Source organism: Delftia sp. 11MD, assembly GCF_050907895.1.
Classification (GTDB): Bacteria; Pseudomonadota; Gammaproteobacteria; order Burkholderiales; family Burkholderiaceae_C; genus Comamonas; species Comamonas tsuruhatensis.
In genome coordinates, this window is record NZ_CP194333.1 from 782133 (window position 1) to 797956 (window position 15824).

At 57.3% G+C, this 15824-nt stretch carries 10 protein-coding genes; all 10 read right to left on the reverse strand.

Features of this window, described 5'->3' with window-relative positions:
* Positions 1 to 652 precede the first annotated feature (652 nt).
* Positions 653 to 3745, reverse strand: coding sequence for a fimbria/pilus outer membrane usher protein (locus tag ACRSCF_RS03550; RefSeq protein WP_244387768.1), 3093 nt, complete (start codon positions 3743 to 3745; stop codon positions 653 to 655).
* A gap of 274 nt (positions 3746 to 4019) precedes the next feature.
* Positions 4020 to 4781 (reverse strand): fimbrial biogenesis chaperone, encoded by a 762-nt coding sequence (locus tag ACRSCF_RS03555; RefSeq protein WP_034363242.1) that lies wholly within the window; start codon positions 4779 to 4781, stop codon positions 4020 to 4022.
* Positions 4782 to 4894: 113 nt separating this feature from the next.
* A complete protein-coding gene (locus tag ACRSCF_RS03560; RefSeq protein WP_034363243.1) occupies positions 4895 to 5482 on the reverse strand; it encodes a fimbrial protein in 588 nt (195 codons plus the stop codon).
* 623 nt (positions 5483 to 6105) lie between these two features.
* Positions 6106 to 6903, reverse strand: coding sequence for an HAD-IIB family hydrolase (locus ACRSCF_RS03565; RefSeq protein WP_047218468.1), 798 nt, complete (start codon positions 6901 to 6903; stop codon positions 6106 to 6108).
* 86 nt (positions 6904 to 6989) lie between these two features.
* The gene (locus ACRSCF_RS03570; RefSeq protein WP_244387769.1) at positions 6990 to 8837 is read right to left on the reverse strand and encodes a hypothetical protein; all 1848 of its coding nucleotides are present in this window, start codon (positions 8835 to 8837) and stop codon (positions 6990 to 6992) included.
* Between the two features lie 101 nt (positions 8838 to 8938).
* Positions 8939 to 10039, reverse strand: a complete 1101-nt coding sequence (locus tag ACRSCF_RS03575) for an acyltransferase family protein (RefSeq protein ID WP_052151610.1) — start codon at positions 10037 to 10039, stop codon at positions 8939 to 8941.
* 27 nt (positions 10040 to 10066) lie between these two features.
* Positions 10067 to 11050 carry a glycosyltransferase gene (locus ACRSCF_RS03580; protein WP_082138094.1) on the reverse strand — a complete coding sequence of 328 codons (984 nt, stop codon included), beginning with the start codon at positions 11048 to 11050 and terminating at the stop codon, positions 10067 to 10069.
* A 15-nt stretch (positions 11051 to 11065) separates the two neighbouring features.
* On the reverse strand, positions 11066 to 11416 hold the full coding sequence (locus ACRSCF_RS03585; RefSeq protein ID WP_034363250.1) for an undecaprenyl phosphate-alpha-L-ara4N flippase subunit ArnE: 351 nt from the start codon (positions 11414 to 11416) through the stop codon (positions 11066 to 11068).
* Positions 11413 to 13794, reverse strand: a complete 2382-nt coding sequence (locus ACRSCF_RS03590) for an acyltransferase family protein (RefSeq protein ID WP_244387770.1) — start codon at positions 13792 to 13794, stop codon at positions 11413 to 11415. The genes ACRSCF_RS03585 and ACRSCF_RS03590 overlap by 4 nt, the downstream gene beginning before the upstream one ends.
* 201 nt (positions 13795 to 13995) lie before the next feature.
* Complete coding sequence (locus tag ACRSCF_RS03595) at positions 13996 to 15624, reverse strand: peptide chain release factor 3 (RefSeq protein ID WP_244387771.1); 1629 nt, start codon at positions 15622 to 15624, stop codon at positions 13996 to 13998.
* Positions 15625 to 15824: the final 200 nt, after the last annotated feature.

The window sequence follows — 15824 nt, forward strand, 5'->3', positions numbered from 1 at the left end:
TGAAAGTTGCAGGTAATATATTTTTTTATGCGTCAATTGGGTGTGGCTGAAGAGGCTTTTTGGGAATATGAATTGACGGTGGATTGTTCTCGTTGATGACGAAATTTCGAAGAATCAGATTCTGATTCTTGGCAATTTATCTGATCGGCTTATTGTCAACACATGCTCGCTGAAATGAAATTGGATAATTCTGAATTTCGCGATTTTCTCTCTAAGAATTCCCTGATTTTTTGAGCGAATTTATCGGGATTCCCTAGGAATAGTCCTATCTTGTCTTCAATTGCTTACGAATTGGTGATCCGAACTGTGCGTGCGCGGGTCCAGAAATGGCGGGGCAAAGCCTTGTGGGAAGGCTGTCGCCTATGGGGTGGGGGATCTGCGATGCAGCTGATGCCGGCAGACAAGCGGACGATGGTCTTTGCGAGAAGAGCAAGGTCTCGGCTGTGCCGCCCTGCGGCACAAGGCCCGCAGTCAATCTTGCGGGTCTTGATGAACAGCGTTTGGGCAGTGACGACAAATAGCTGCATGCCGATGGCTACCCGTACCAACGTATCTGCAGTCGGCGCGGGAGTCGGAAATGGAAGCCTGCTGGTGCAGGCAATCAACGTGGCCCTGCATTGGCAGGGGCCCATTTGGGCTGCTTTTCCGGTGCTTATGTCTGATCGGCCGATGCCAGGACCCTGATCTTCAAGCTGGGCTGCAGGATGGCCAGCGGACGGTCAGCCCGCAGGGTTTGCTGCGGCGGCTTGTGCTTGCCGGTGCCTGCGTCGTGCCCTGCCGCTACGGGAGTTCTGCCCGCGTTGCCGATGACTGGTGCAGTGGTGGGCAAGGCGCTGATCTTGACGCTCATGCGCAGGCCGTCCAGGTCGCGCTCCAGCTTCAGTGCCTGCTGGCTGCCGCTCGGCTGTGTGGCACGAGCGGGCAGCACTGCCGCCGCAGTGACTGCCGGGGCGCTGGCGACTGCCGTGGCCGGTGCCGTTGCTGCCATGCGTTCCTGGGTGATGCCGGCCAGAGCCACAGCCGACGCAGCGTTGGAGGCCGGGGCGCCTGCCACGGCTGTCTTGGCATTGGTGGTTGCGGTTGAGGTTGCCGCGGTCTTGCCCGGCTTGGCAGATGCCACGTCGGTGGCCGCAGGCAGCAGCTTGTTGCTGGCCACGCAGGGCAGTTCCAGGCTTTGCGGCGGCTGGTGGGTGGTGCTGCGCTTTCTTTCAGGCAGGGTATAGGAGAGGTTGCAGCCCACCATGCCGGTGTCGGTCTTCCACTGCACCTGCAGCTCGCCCTGGTCTGATAGCCCGCGCGCCAGCAGCTTGCCGGCCTGGCCGATCACGCCCAACTCCTTGCCGTCCATGTCCAGCACGCTGGCGCCAAAGGGCACAGGCATGTTGCCGGCCTGCCGCGCGCGGATCACGGCCGAGCGGCCGTAGGCCGTCTTGAAGACCAACAGCGGCACGGCACCGGCCAGCGGCGCGACGTGCTGGCTGGTTTCCTTGAGCTCAACGTCGGTGGAAAGGCCCTTGGGATCAATGGAGACCTCGTTCATCGAGAACGGTGTGAGGTAGGGCACGACGGCATAGCCCCGGCTGTCCACCTTCACTCCGGGCGCGTTGTTGATGCGCGCGCCCTCCGCGTTCTTGGCCTCCACGATGGCAAAGGTGTCAGACACCGATTGCGACAGCGTCACGCCGCCCGGGTGGGCCACGATGGCGCCACGCGCGCCTACCGAGAACTGCTGGTAGCCGCTGCTGGCGCTGACGCTGCCGCTGAGTTCGGTCTGCGATGCGCGGTAGGTGGCGTTGGCGCTGGCACTGGTGCTGCTGCCATTCATGCCACCGGTGTTGTGGTTGGCGCTGAGGCCGTAGGAGATGGCGTTGTCGTCGCCCAGCAGACCGGACAGGTTGGCCTGGGCCTGCACGCGGCCGCGCGAGTCGCGGTTGGTATTGGTGGAAAGCATCATGCCGCGCTCCATGCTGAGCGGAATCGACAGGCCCACGTGCAGGAACGTGTTGGACTGTCCCCAGGCATCACGCTGGCGCGCCGCAGAGAGGTTGTAGGAGATGTTGCGGAACGAGTTGCTGTAGCCAATGGCGTAGTCGACGTTGGAGCCCTGTCGGTTCCAGTACTTGGCAGTGGACGCCGTGAGGCTGAGGTTGCCTCCCCCAGGCCCGAACTGCTGTCCCATGACCAGGGAGGCGCGGTTGCGCGGCCGGTACAGGTCCGTGGAGGGCCGTAGCAGATTGGCCTGATCCCGTGCGCGCATGGCGTCGTTGAGGCCGAAGAATCCGTTGGTGGAGTAGCGATAGGCGGCAATGGCCACATGGGTGCCGGTCTGGGCAAAGGATTTTGCGTAGCTGGCCCGCAGGCTCTGCCCGGAAAAGGAACCGTCGTGGGGGATGCTGGTGGAGGCGTGCGTGATGTCTGCACCGAAGGCGCCCCAGGGCGTGGTGAGCGCTGCGCCAATCATGGGCGAGATATGGCCCTTGGCCAGGGACACGCCGCCGTAGCCTGTCAGCATATTGGTGAAGCCGTGCTGCCACGTGGCCTGGGAGAACATGGGCGAGGTGTTGGGCAGGTGGCGCACCACGCCCGCAGTGAGGCTGTATCGGTTCTGCCCTTCACGCAGCGACAGCGGCACGGCCGCGTAGGGAACGGAGAAGCTGCGCACGGCGCCATTGGCCTCGGTGATGCTGACTTGCAGGTCACCACCGTAGCCCGTGGGATAGAGGTCGTTGATGACGAAGGCGCCGGGCGCCACCGTGGTTTCGTAGAGCTTGATGCCGTTCTGCGTGATGGTGACTCGGGCATTGGTGTTGGCCACGCCGCGCACCACGGGCGCGTAGCCGCGCTGGGAGTCGGGCAGCATGCGGTCATCACTGTTCAAGCGTATGCCGCGAAACGAGGTGGAGTCCATCAGGTCGCCACCCGTGTAGGTGTCGCCCAGTATGAGCTGGGAAGACCAGTCGGCAATGTCGCGCTGTGCGTAGGTGGAGATGTTCTGGTAGTTGCCCCGTCCAGTGTCCGCCCAGCTGAAGGAGCCGTTGTGCCGGAAATGCCAGCGGTCGATGTTGACGCCGCCGTTCAGGCCCAGGTAGCTCTGCGTGGTGTTTTCTGCGTTGCTGGAGCGCCCGTGGTAGGTGTTGAACTGGTAGCCGAGCAGGCCGACAGGCACGCCGGCGCTCCATTGGTCGGGACTGACGTAGCCGCGCACCGAACGGCGTAGCGAGGCCTGGGGCACGCTCAGGTCCAGTCGCTGCTTGCCGAAGTCGAAACTGGTTAAGGCGCCCGCAACGATCTGGTCCAGACGGTTGCAGCCACCGTCGGCCGCCAGCTTCAAGGCGGCCTCGGGCGGCAGGCGTGAGAGGTCGATGCCCACCTTCTCCAGCAGGGCCTTGTCCAGGCAGGGCAGCGCGTCCTGTGAGCCGGACTGGGCCTTGAACTGCACTTCGCGGCGGCCAACCCAGTTGCCGTTGATGTAGATGTCGGGGCTGTAGTTGCCGGGCGTGACCACGTTGGCGCGCGAGTAGCGCGAGACGTCAATGGTCTGCTTGCCGGTGTTCAGAAAGCTGGGGTCGAAGTCGACGGCAGCCGGCGTGGGCTGCCACTGGCCGGTGGACGTGGAGGTCGTGACTTCCTTGACCTGCTGCCCCTGCTGGGCCTCGGACTGCCAGCACACCAGCACGGAGAGCAGCAGCGCATGGCCGGGCTTCAGTTGGAAATATCCGGCAGGGCCTTGGCCTGGCCCCGGCATTGTTCCTTTTCCTTGCCTTGTATGCCGGCTTTTGATTCCCTTTTCTGAATCTGGAAAGACTGGCCTGATCATTTGCTTATCTCCTAATGCTGTGCGCCCGATGCAAAGCGAACGGCCAAGGCCGATGTGCCAGTCCCGGTAAAGAGACCGATGCCGTTTCGCCGGGTATTAACGCTGGGTATCGGTGTGCTGGCCGGGCTGAAAATGCAGTGGCATTAGATAATCAGGCCGGAAAGGACGGGGGATTCGCGTGGCTTTGCTCGCATTGCCCTGTTTATTGGGCGGAATTTCCGATTCTGGCTTCGTGGTTGAGACTGGCGCCCCAATCATTGATGCTGCTGAACATCACCGTGGCACCTGCCGCGCCAGCCATGTTGGCACCCGCAGGTTCCTTGATTGGGAAGGTGGCCACCTGGCCGGGAAGAACGGGCCCGACGCCTGCCTCGAAGGATTTGCCGCCGAGTTGCACTTCAACGCCAGCCACATTGACCACAAAGGCGCTGGGATTGCGTGCTTTCAACACAGGCTGGTTTTTGGCGTCAACGTCTACCGACCATTGAAGCTGGGCAGGAGCTTCCTGGGCATTGCCGGGCAGGTTGCTGGGTCGGTACATGAGCTTGACACGGGTGCGAAAGGCGAACTGGAGATTGTTGGAGTCGCCTTCCATTTCCGCCTTGGGCGGGACGTCCAGCACGTTGAGCCAGAACAGGGATTCCTTGTCGGCAGGCAGTGCTTCGCCCGAATAGATGATGCGCAACGTCTGGCTCTTGCCCGCCTCGATGCGCATGATGGTGGGCGTGATGACGAAGGGAACGTCGATGTTCTCAGGCGATTCCTGGTTGTTGCCCTTGTCCAGCCAGGTCTGCACCAGGGCAGGTTTGCTGCCTTCGTTGGTGAGCTGGATGGTGGCTTCCTTCTCGCCACTGGGGAAGATGATGCGCGTGCCCGTCAATGTCACGCTGGCCTGTGCCGCCGTTCCAAGAAGAAGGGACAACAGGATGGCAGCAAGCCCATATGAACGTTTGATCGTCAGCATCGGAGAACTCTCTGGGTTTTGAGCGAAAGAATGGGGTCGGGCCCATGTCGTGAAAGCAGAAGACACGGCATATCGACCACCGCAAGGCGGCCGATATGCCTGAAAGTCAGTGATTACTGATAGACCAGCGAGTAGGTCACCGAGGTGTCGGTACGGCCTGCGGTCACGGGGCCTGTGGCCACGTATTCGGAGGCGAAACGCATGATGGCTCGGCCATTGCCACCGACCTTGTTGTCGATGTCCACAAAGCGCGATTGGGCGGAACCGATCTTCAGGCGCTCGTTGTTGCTGGGATCCACGATGGCGATCTGGACACCGGAGGCCACGGCGGGCGCACCAGTACCGCTGGCCGCTGCGGGCTTGAGCATGCCGGTGACCAGGTCCACGTTGGGGCCGGCTTCGAAGAACACGGCGACCTTGGAGACGGGCGCTGTGGAGGTGGCGGTGGCCAGCTCACAGCCGCTGAGTTCCAGCGAGAACGCCTGGCGGCCGACAGTGGCACCCACGGTGGCCAGCTGGTTGTTCGCCACGTTGGGCAGCTTCACGCCGTCCTTGGCGGCGCCGGCGACCGTGGTGTCCACCTTGCAGGTGGTGGTGACCACCTCGCCCGTGAAGTTGATGGTGCCGTCTGCTGCTTGAGCGGTGTTCATGGCCATCATGACCAGGCCGGCAACCGATGTCAGCAATGCGATCTTTTTCATGGGTATTCCCTCGAGTTGAAGAGATAAATGAAATTCCAGCAGCGATGAATGCGCTGATGGAATAGGAGAGTGTGTGAATGGTTGAGTGGTTAATAAATCATCAGTGTTCCATGTTCACCTCATCAATCCAATGGTTGGTAACTGTCAGCATGGTCAATGATTTGCAGGGGTTGCGATCATGCTGGAATAGGTGGTGGCGCTGACATGGAGAAATTGTTCGGATGAGGGAGCGTTGGCGAGGGATGGGCGAGGTTTGTTTCTCTGGCATGTTTGAAATTGAATTGCTCAAAGACACCAGTGCCCAATGGCGCGGACGGGGTTCAGGAGAGAATATGTCAAAGAAAGAGGTGAAAAAACCTGTTCTTTGGGTATGTGATGGATTCTAGGTGTGCGCCGCCGTTATATGAAATAGGGCGCATTCTGATTATTTGAGCCTGAATCTAGGAATAGTCCTAGATTTGCTCTGTCGAATGGGGGAAAGAGGGTGCGCAGCCCGCCTGCGCCGGGCGGTTGCCTGTGCTGAGGGTGATGGTGTCTGCGGAGGGGGCGCGGGTCCCGCAGATCAGGAGGGGTGGTCGAGGGCGAAGGCCTGCAAGGGCAGCACCGGCCCTCGGCCCTGTGGATCAGGGGCGCTGGGACAGCAAATACTGCGCCATTTCGGCAAAGCCGTCGCCGCGCTCGGCCTGCGTGACATGGCGAGGCAGGTGCTTGAGCTGGGGCACGAAGCGCGCGATGTTGGCCACGCCCAGGCTGTGGGGCATGTGCTCGAACATCAGCTGGTCGTTGGTGGAGTCGCCGATGTAGATCCAGCGGTCCAGCGTGGCGTCTAGGTCGATGTCGAACAGGGTGCGCAGGATCCATCGCGCGCCTTCGAGCTTGTTGTGCGCGCCAAACCAGCCGTTGATGTGGATGGAGCTGACGGTGGCGTTCATGCCCGCCGCCTTCATGATGGCCACGCACCGGTCAATGTCCTGCTGGGGCATCTGCGCGAATTCGCTGTGGTCCACGGCAATGTCGCATTCGCGGCCCGCCGAGTCGGTGGCGCGCAGCGCGCCGGGCACGGTGGCCTCGATCTCGGCCAGCACCTGCTGCATGCGCGCGTAGTTGGCGGTGCGCGTGGCCTCGTCCTGCTGGTAGAGCTTGTCCAGCCCGCCCTGCGCATTGCGCCGCAGTGCCACGGCGCCGTTCTCGGCCACGATGGCATCCACAGGCCAGGCCTGGGCAAACGGCTCGCTCCAGCCCACGGGCCTGCCCGTGATCGGCACCACGCGCAGGCCGGACTGCTTGAGCCGGGCGATGGCATCGACGACATGGTCCGGCACCACGCCCTCGGTGGTCAGGGTGTCGTCGATGTCGGTGAGGATGCCGAGCGGCGATGCGGGAGGTGTCCAGAGGGACAGCGGCTGGAGGGTTGTAGGCACGGTCGTCAAAATGCAAAAAGCCGCCCGGGGCGGCTTGTAAAAGGGCAGCGTTTGCGCGCACGGACCGTGCGCGCAAGGGCTCCATCCTACTGCTTGGCGAATTCGACGATGGCCTTGTAGAACTTGTCGGAGCCGTCCTTGGGGTTGTCGGGGGACAGCTCCATGCGGTTAACCCCGTGTTCGGCTGCGCCCAGGCGGGCGGGAATCAGCGAGAAGTAGTAGGGACTGATGAAGGTTGCGCCGTTGTCATAGTGCGACTGCATGGCGTTAAGGTGCACTCCCTCGCGCTTCCACTGCTGCGGGTTGAACTCTGGGACGCCATAACTGGTGATGCCACGCTGCCTCATGTAGTTGCGCATCCACTCGCTGTTGGTGGTGCCGCCATACATGTTCACGCCGGTTCGCCAGGGCGTATCGCCACCGATCGTCTTGTCGGAAGCAAGCAATTGCGGGTTCCAGGACGAGTTCACATTCGCCACGATCTGATGCGAGTAGATTTTTTCGGCCGGCAGCCCTGCATCTATGGCCTTTTGATGGAAGGCTTTCAGAAGACCGTACACCTGCGATTCGCGGTAGGTGTTCCAGTCCTGCGCCAACGGGTTGTAGTAGAGGTCTTGCGGTCCGGCCGGCATGTCCAGCCAGGTGCGCACTCCGCGCAGCGTTGATATCCGCTGCATCCATCCCAGTCGCTTGGGTGGCTGTGCCGATACCTTGCTCTGGTCGCGCGGAACGACCATGAACTCCACATTGGCCAGCAGGTACCGTCGTTCATGGGTTGCGGCAACGACCTGTGCGATGTGCTTTCCTGGTGGCAGGTCTCGGTAGTCCAAGTCATGCCGAAAGCCAGTGTTGGGATCGGTGATTGCATCCACGGCACGGTAGACATCCAGCCTGCCCAGCCCGCGGGCAACAGGTGCGACGAATTTGCCATCCACGTACAGATCCAGCTTTTTCACGGCCTGCTCAGGGTCCCACAGCCAGCCTGCAATCGGCAGCGTGCCACCTGCGAAGGCGTCATAGTGCTCGCCAAAGGAGATCAGGCGCTCCTTGCGGATGTCCTTGGAAGGTGCAGGAACGGCATCAAACGATGGGTAGTCCAGTCCGGTCTGCTTTTTCAACTGCCCCACATCCTTGTACTTGGACTGCAGCCAGCGCCGAAAGCCTGCAACGGAATCCGGACTGTAGTCTGTGACCTGGATGGATTGGTAGGCGCCCATGCCGTTCTCGAAGTCAGGGAACATGTGGTGCAGTTCGCCCGGCAGCGTATAGGCGACGATGCGCTTTTGCACCGCCTCGGGCAGTTCCAGGATTTTCTTTACAACGTACTGCAGAGCCTTGAAGCGGTATTGGTTGACAGGAATGGCAGGATCGACCGACAGCGTATATGGCATGACCCGGTAGCCGAAATATCCGAGTTCCAGCGGCTTGCCGTCGCGCAATTGCATCAGGTTGCGAGGGTTCTTGGCAAGCTCGTCGACGATGTCACCAGTGGAGTCGAAATGGTCAGCCATGAGATAGACCACGGCTGGGCGCTCCACCTTGCGGATGACATTCAGGAAACTTTCCACGCGGGTGCCATCAATCTCCCAACCACGGCCTGTGTGTCGATACAACGTCAGAAGCGGAAGGGCAAGGGTATAGCCGACCTGTACTGATCCCCGAGGGCCGTCTGGCTCAAGCTTGTCCAGCAGTCCGGCAATGGCCGCAGTTCCATCGAAACCGTGCTGTCTGCAGAAGGTGAAAAGTGCTTCCAGTGTCTTGATTTCTGTATTGGCCGCCGCTTCATTGCAGATGTACCACCCCTCCACCGAAGGAGCCACAATCAGGGGCGGGCGCCTCTGGGTGGGTTCAGGCTGCACGTTGTTGGCGAGTACCGGAGTTGCTGCCAACAGCGTGGCGATGGCACCAAGAAATCGGAAAAAGGCGTTGATCACGGCAGAATCTGGTTTACTTGATTTGTACTGGTCCGGTTTGCCAAGTGCTCAGACCGGCGAAGTGCTCCCTGAGACTCAAATCTCAGGAGGTTGGCCATCATTTATGCGGTGCGATTGGACAAAAAGGCAAGCCGGATTGCAATTTGTCGCTTGAATATATTGTGCAAGGGGAGCTCCATCCATCGATAGCTCAGCCATGAAAAGACCAAGGTCACAAGCAGGGTGGCTAAAGCCCATGCATTCGATGGCATGTGCAAGCTTGCCTGCAATTTGAAATACAGAATACCCATGGCAGCCAACACCATGATGTGGCTGAGGTAGATGCTGTAGGACGCGTCGCCCAAAGACTGCAGCAATTTTCCGGGAGTGATCTTCCTGCGTTCCAGTTCCATGCCGCACGCTACCAGGCACAAGGAGAATCCACCCAGAAGAACAGCCCGCTCACATGCATGGAAGAAGCCTGCCATGCCACTATGGTTGAGGTTCCCATTGATCTGGTAATCATAGGCCGTGTAGAGCAGGGCCAGAGCACCCAGGAGCCAAGGCAACAGGAGCTGCCGAGGGCGGCGATGGATCCACTCTGCCAAAAGAAAGCCGGCAATAAACTCGACGACAAGTGGTGACAGGTAGAAGGGGATCAGCAGATTTTGCTTGGCCTTCGCTTCATTTTCAGGAAGATACATGCCGTTCTTGTAGAACCAGATGTTCAGACATATGACAAGCAGGCCCAGTACGGAAAGGATTAGCGTTGCATGGCGACGCTGCCAAAACACGATGGCTGCCACTATCACGTAAAAATAGAGTTCGAAGCTCAGTGTCCAGGTGATTGGCAGCAGATAGAGCATCAGATCCTGGGGCCAAAGGAAGAATGAACCCAGCAGGCTGACTTGTGGCCGCAGTACTCCTAGAAGCACGGCCGCCACCAGATAGACGACAAAAAACGGCCACCAGCCGATGTAGATACGTCCAAAGCGCTGTACAAGAAAGCGCGTGGCCGGCCTCCATCCTGGCTGCAACATGCGTGTTGTCTCGGCCATGATGAGACCGCTGATCACGAAAAAAAGATCGACTCCGGCGAAACCTAAGCTGGAGATGGCTTCTGGAACCAGGGACAGATTGAATGGCGTGACCGGCGGGGTCATGTGATGGAGCACCACCCAGAGCGCGGCGAAAAACCGCAGGGTTTGCACGTTCTTTAGCATTATTTTTCTACAACTTGATAACAGGGCTCAACCCATGTCGGTGGAGGACAGATCCATGCTCTCCGCAAGAGTGGTGCTCAGCGGCTCTTTAGGAGTGCTGCTTATATCATATTGTAAAAAGGCAATGATGAACTGTATCCCCACCAAAGTGGGCAGAGCCGCGAGCATGACGGTGCCGCTGCTGGCAACTTTGTGTTGCATGCTACTGCTGATCCACTGAGTCATCCCAAAAAACACGCCGAAAAGAAAAAGAATTAGGCCGAATATGCTGTACAAGGAGCCAAGATTGAAGTCTCTCAGCAAGTATTTATAAAAATAGCGTTTGCCAAGCCTGATGAGATGTTTCTTGGAGAACTCGGGGAGAATTTTTCTTATATTGAGATTGGACTCTTCGTCTGCGTATACAGCGTCCATGGGAATGTCTTTTACCACGGCACGAATGGTGTTGAGTCTGAAAAGCATGTCTGTCTCGAAAAAGTATCTTTTTTCGAATTTATCTATGGGTAGCTCTTTTAGTACGCTGACATGTATGGCTGTGTATCCATTTGATGGATCCATGATGTGCCAGTAGCCGCAACTGACTTTTGTAATGAAGGAAAGTGCCGCATTGCCGAATAGTCGTGCCTTTGGCATGCCGTAGCTTGATTCTGGGCGGAAGAAGCGATTTCCTTTGGTGTAATCAGCTAGGCCTTTGATGATTGGGCGAACAAACAGCGGCAAAAGATGTGGATCCATTTGGCCATCACCGTCTATTTTTACAACAATATCTATTCCATCTTGGATGGCCTGTTTGTATGCAGTGCTGACTGCGCCGCCAACTCCCTGATTCTCTGCGTGGAGAATGACGCTGACCCTTGGATCTTTGCAGTTTTGAGTGATCCATTGGCCGCTTCCGTCCGGGCAAAAGTCATCCACGGCGTAGATCTTTGCCACAAAATCCGGTATTTCCTTTATGACACCAAGAACATGCTGCTTGACTTTGTAGCAAGGTATGGCAACTGCTATTTTCATATCAAATCCCATTGATTAGTTGGTTTTTGCTGTAATAGAAATGCCTATGGCAATTATGGCGCCTCCCAGTATGGTCTTTGCATGTAGTGGTTCATTGAGAAATAGCCAGGCAAGCGTGGGGACTAGAATGAACGCCAAACCCATGAATGGATAGGCAAGATAGAGGGGCGCATTCCTTAGAACCCAAATCCATACAAGGGTCGTCAACCCGTAAAGAATAAAGGCGCTGACCAGCCAAGTGTTGAAGGCGATGTCGAAAAAAGAGGGGGATGGCGGAATAGTGGTTGCTGCCTTTTTGAAAAGTAGCTGTCCGATGGATATGCCTATGACGCAAATCAATGCGACAGCGCTTGTGATAAGTGTCATGTGGAACTCTTTTGCTTGTCAAGTGATGCGTGGATGGGCAGGAGCGCCAGTGGGGCTGTGAAGAATGCAAGTAGATATCGATACTCTCCAGCAATGGAGAATATAAACACCGCAATCAGTTGCAGCAGCATAGTGCCTGATATGACAATGGCTGTTTTGTGCTTGGCTATTATTGATTTTCTGAAGGTGGAGATGATGAGGAGAATCCCCAGCCAAGGAGTCCAGAATATTTTTGAATAATCCATCGAAAAATCAAGCCACTTCTGAAAAAAGGAATCTGTGGGTAGATTGTATTCTTCCGGTATGGATCTGGATTTCGTTTGTGGTAAGAAATACTGGGTGCTACCCAGGGAGCCGGGAATACCACCGCTTGCGAACGCCGCGTAAAGAAAGATATTGACTCTGCTGGCCGCGAATGCAGGGAAGTTGTGCCACAAGTTGTATTTGAAAAAATCCTTGATGATGATTTTTTTGTTGGATGAAGACATTGAAAGCAAGGTCGGTCCATCGGGGCGAAATATCAAAGGATCCCAATAATAGTGGTCGTAGAACTGCTGAACCTCTTGGATGCTCTTTCCTGTGGATTCCAGTGCCTGCTGGGATCTTGGCGTGATGCGGGGTTTGTCCATTTCCCACAGGCCCATGGGGCGGTTCTCGAGAAAGCCAACGGTTTCATAAACTGCTAGCGGGAAAACCGTGCCTATGGAGTGTTTGTTTCTGTGAACGATATTTCCGGCAACGGCTAGTGCAGACCAGCCAATGATGATGATGGCAAGCTTGCGCCTGTGGCTGCCCTGTAGAAGATAAAGCAAATAGATCAGTGGGATGAAGTTGGCAATCCCGTTGGGCCTGGAGAATATTGCAAAAGGTATGGTGACAAAAAATATGAAAACTGATATGTTGCCAATGCTACGCTTCTTCGAGCATATCCATATCTCGAGCAGCATGCATGCAAGTGTCGAGGCGTAGATTCCATCGGAATATAGGCTGCCATTATAAAATACCAGGCAAGGGGCAAGCACGATGAATATCAGAGAAAATTTGAATGATTTTCTCAAATTTTGCTCTGCCATCCATGTCAGGGCTCTGGTGAAGATGATCGAGCTTGTCAGCATTTGTACTGCGATAGGGATTTCGACAAGCCGCCACGGAGAGTAGAAGAAATCAACAAAGAGGAACCAGAAAATAGGCTTTCCGGATTGAAATTCTCTTTGAGTCTCGGATTCAAGCATGACAGCGTAGCTGTCCGGGCCTATGACTCCGGGCCAAAAGGATACGAGCCACAGCAGATAGATAAGCGCAATACCCGCCCACAGACAGAAGAAAAATCTATACCTGCTGTATGGTTTTTTAAAGCTAAAGAATTCTCCGTTCGACCGGCTGGGCTTGAATTTGAGTGCCTGTTTCTCGATGGCATGCCACGATAGATATGCGAATGCAATCGTGATGACGAAGGATATAAGAAGGCTGGTGTAGAAGTTCAGACTGTGAGATGCGAAGCTCAGTATCGTCTGCTGCACGGGAAATGCAAAAAGATATATGCCGTATGAAGGATCTCCCCAGCGCCCGAAATTACGAAGGAAAGGCGTGGAAGAGGTTCCCAGAAAAATTGCCATGTAAGGCAGTATCAGCAATACGGCGAGAAATTTGAGCTTCAGATAAATAAGAATAATTGCAGCTGTGCAAAGTGCAAGCAGGATTTTTTTCTTGTGTTTTGACCATATGTCTTGCAGTGCATACAGAGCGGATCCGGAGAGAAAGAAGGCTATGAATTCCTGTTTGGCGTGGATATCTGCTGCAGAGGTAGGGAGACGCTTGAAGGCATACCAAATAAGATAAGCTGCGGCGATGGCCAGCAGGCTCTTCTTGCTATTCAATAAGCCAATGAATCCCAGGCTTCCCAGTAGAATATAGCAGATAACCTCGTATGGTATGGTCCATAAGGAGCCATTGACGGTAGGGAGTGCTGGATTGTTTTGGAAGACGCCCGGCAGGGTGAATCGCGTCTCCATATATAGAAGCTTCAGGTATCCAAGGGTCTCCGGATGGCCAAAGTAATCCTGCATGCTCAGTGTCGTGACGGAGGGGCCAAGAATGAATGTGCAGAAAATAACAATGAATGTCAGTGCTGGCCAGATGCGCAGAATGCGCCGCAAGAAGAATCGTCCAATATGCGGGTCGGCGAACCAGCTTTGAGCAACAAGATAGCCACTGATAGAAAAGAATATTAATACCGCAACCCCTCCCCATGTATACATGCCAAGTAAGCCGGAGGTTGGAAGTCCCGAAAGCGCGTAGTGGTGGCTGTATAGCACCAAGCTTGCGGCAAAGATTCGAAGAAAATCGAAGTTGTTGGATGGATGGCTGTTTTTATCCACGGATATTTCTTTTCTGAAAACACAGCAGGCGCATCAAGCCATAACTTGTGCGCCTGCGGCGGAATTATTTTCTGCTTCTCGTCAAGACTTCAATCTCCATGTCAGAGAATATGTCCTTATTTCAGGTAAAAGGGTTATTTTTTGGCTCATTTGCAAGTAGGTGGTCGCCTGTGTTGCTTTAGGTAACAGCGTTGGGCGGGATCAATTGGCGGCCTGCAAAGCCAACCCCGCATGCTCGCGCAGCGGATGGAAATGGATCTTCGGAAACCGCTCCTGCGCCAATCGCACGTCATAGGGTGACGTGCACAGATAGGCCAGCGTGTCGGCCGCATCGCGCGCCATGCGCAGCGGGTAGGCGTTCTCGAATTCGCGCAGTTCGCCCGGCGTGTCGGCCGTGATCCAGCGGGCGGCCGTGTACTGGCAGCCTTCCAGACGGATGTCGCAGTCGTATTCGGTGTTCAGGCGGTGCTGCACCACTTCGAACTGCAGCTGGCCCACGGCGCCCAGCAGCATGTTGCCGCCGGCTTCGGGCTTGAAGACCTGGATGGCGCCTTCCTCGCCCAGCTGCATCAGGCCCTGCTGCAGCTGTTTGGTGCGCAGCGGGTTCTTGAGCACCACGGTCATGAACATTTCAGGGGCGAAGAAGGGCAGGCCCGTGAATTGCAGGCTCGCGCCGTCGGTGATGGTGTCGCCCAACTGCACGCCACCATGCGTGGTGAAGCCGATGATGTCGCCCGCATAGGCTTCTTCGACGGCTTCGCGGCGCTGGCTCATGAAGGTCACGACCGAGGTGGGGCGCAGTTCCTTGGCGGTGCGCTGCACCTTCATCTTCATGCCGGGCGTGTACTTGCCCGAGGCCACGCGCACGAAGGCGATGCGGTCACGGTGGTTGGCATCCATGTTGGCCTGGACCTTGAAGACCACGCCGGAGAAGCCTTCGTCCTCGGGGTGGATGATCTTTTCCACAGGCTGCTTGTTGACCAGCAGCGAGCTTTTGCGGGGGCCGGGCGGGGGCGACATGTCGACCACGGCATCCAGCACTTCCATGACACCGAAGTTGTTCACGCCCGAGCCGAAGAAGACCGGTGTGAGCTTGCCGGCCAGGAAGGCCTCATGGTCCCAGGGGGCCGAGGCGCCCTGGGCCAGTTCCATGCTGTCGAGCGCGTCGTCAAAGGCCTGCCCGAAGCGCGCACGCAGCTTGTCGGCCTCGGCCAGGGGAATGGCCTCGAAGTCCTGGGGGCGGCGTTCGCTGCCGGGCTGGAACACCGTCATGGTCTGGGTGAGCAGGTTGATGATGCCGCCGAACTGCTTGCCCTGGCCCACGGGCCAGGTGACGGGGCAGCAGGGCATGCCCAGCTCGCGCTCCACTTCGTCAAGAATGTCCAGCGGATCGCGCACTTCGCGGTCCATCTTGTTGACGAAGGTGATGATGGGCGTGTCGCGCTGGCGGCAGACCTCGATCAGGCGGCGGGTCTGCGATTCCACGCCGTTGGCGGCGTCGATGACCATCAGCGCCGAGTCCACGGCCGTGAGCACGCGGTAGGTGTCTTCCGAGAAGTCCTTGTGTCCAGGGGTGTCGAGCAGATTGACCACATGGTCGCGGTAGCTCATCTGCATGACCGAGCTGGCCACCGAGATGCCGCGCTGCTTTTCGATTTCCATCCAGTCGGAGGTGGCATGGCGGCTGGCCTTGCGGCCCTTGACGGCGCCCGCGATCTGGATCGCGCCCGAGAACAGCAGCAGCTTCTCTGTCAGCGTGGTCTTGCCCGCGTCAGGGTGGGAAATGATGGCAAAAGTCCGGCGGCGCCGGGTTTCAGAGGCGTATGACACAGTATTGAAAGCGCAGAGGCAGGGCGGTGCCTGCCAGGAAAGGGAGACGTAATGTCTGTCGCGGGCGGCCATTGGGGCATGGAGCCAAGCGAGGCCGCAAATGGCCGCCATTCTACTTTCGCACCGGGAATATCGGCGAACAGGGATGTAAGTCGTGTCCCTGGTTTCTTGATGCCGTCTTGATACGGCACGTCGCAATC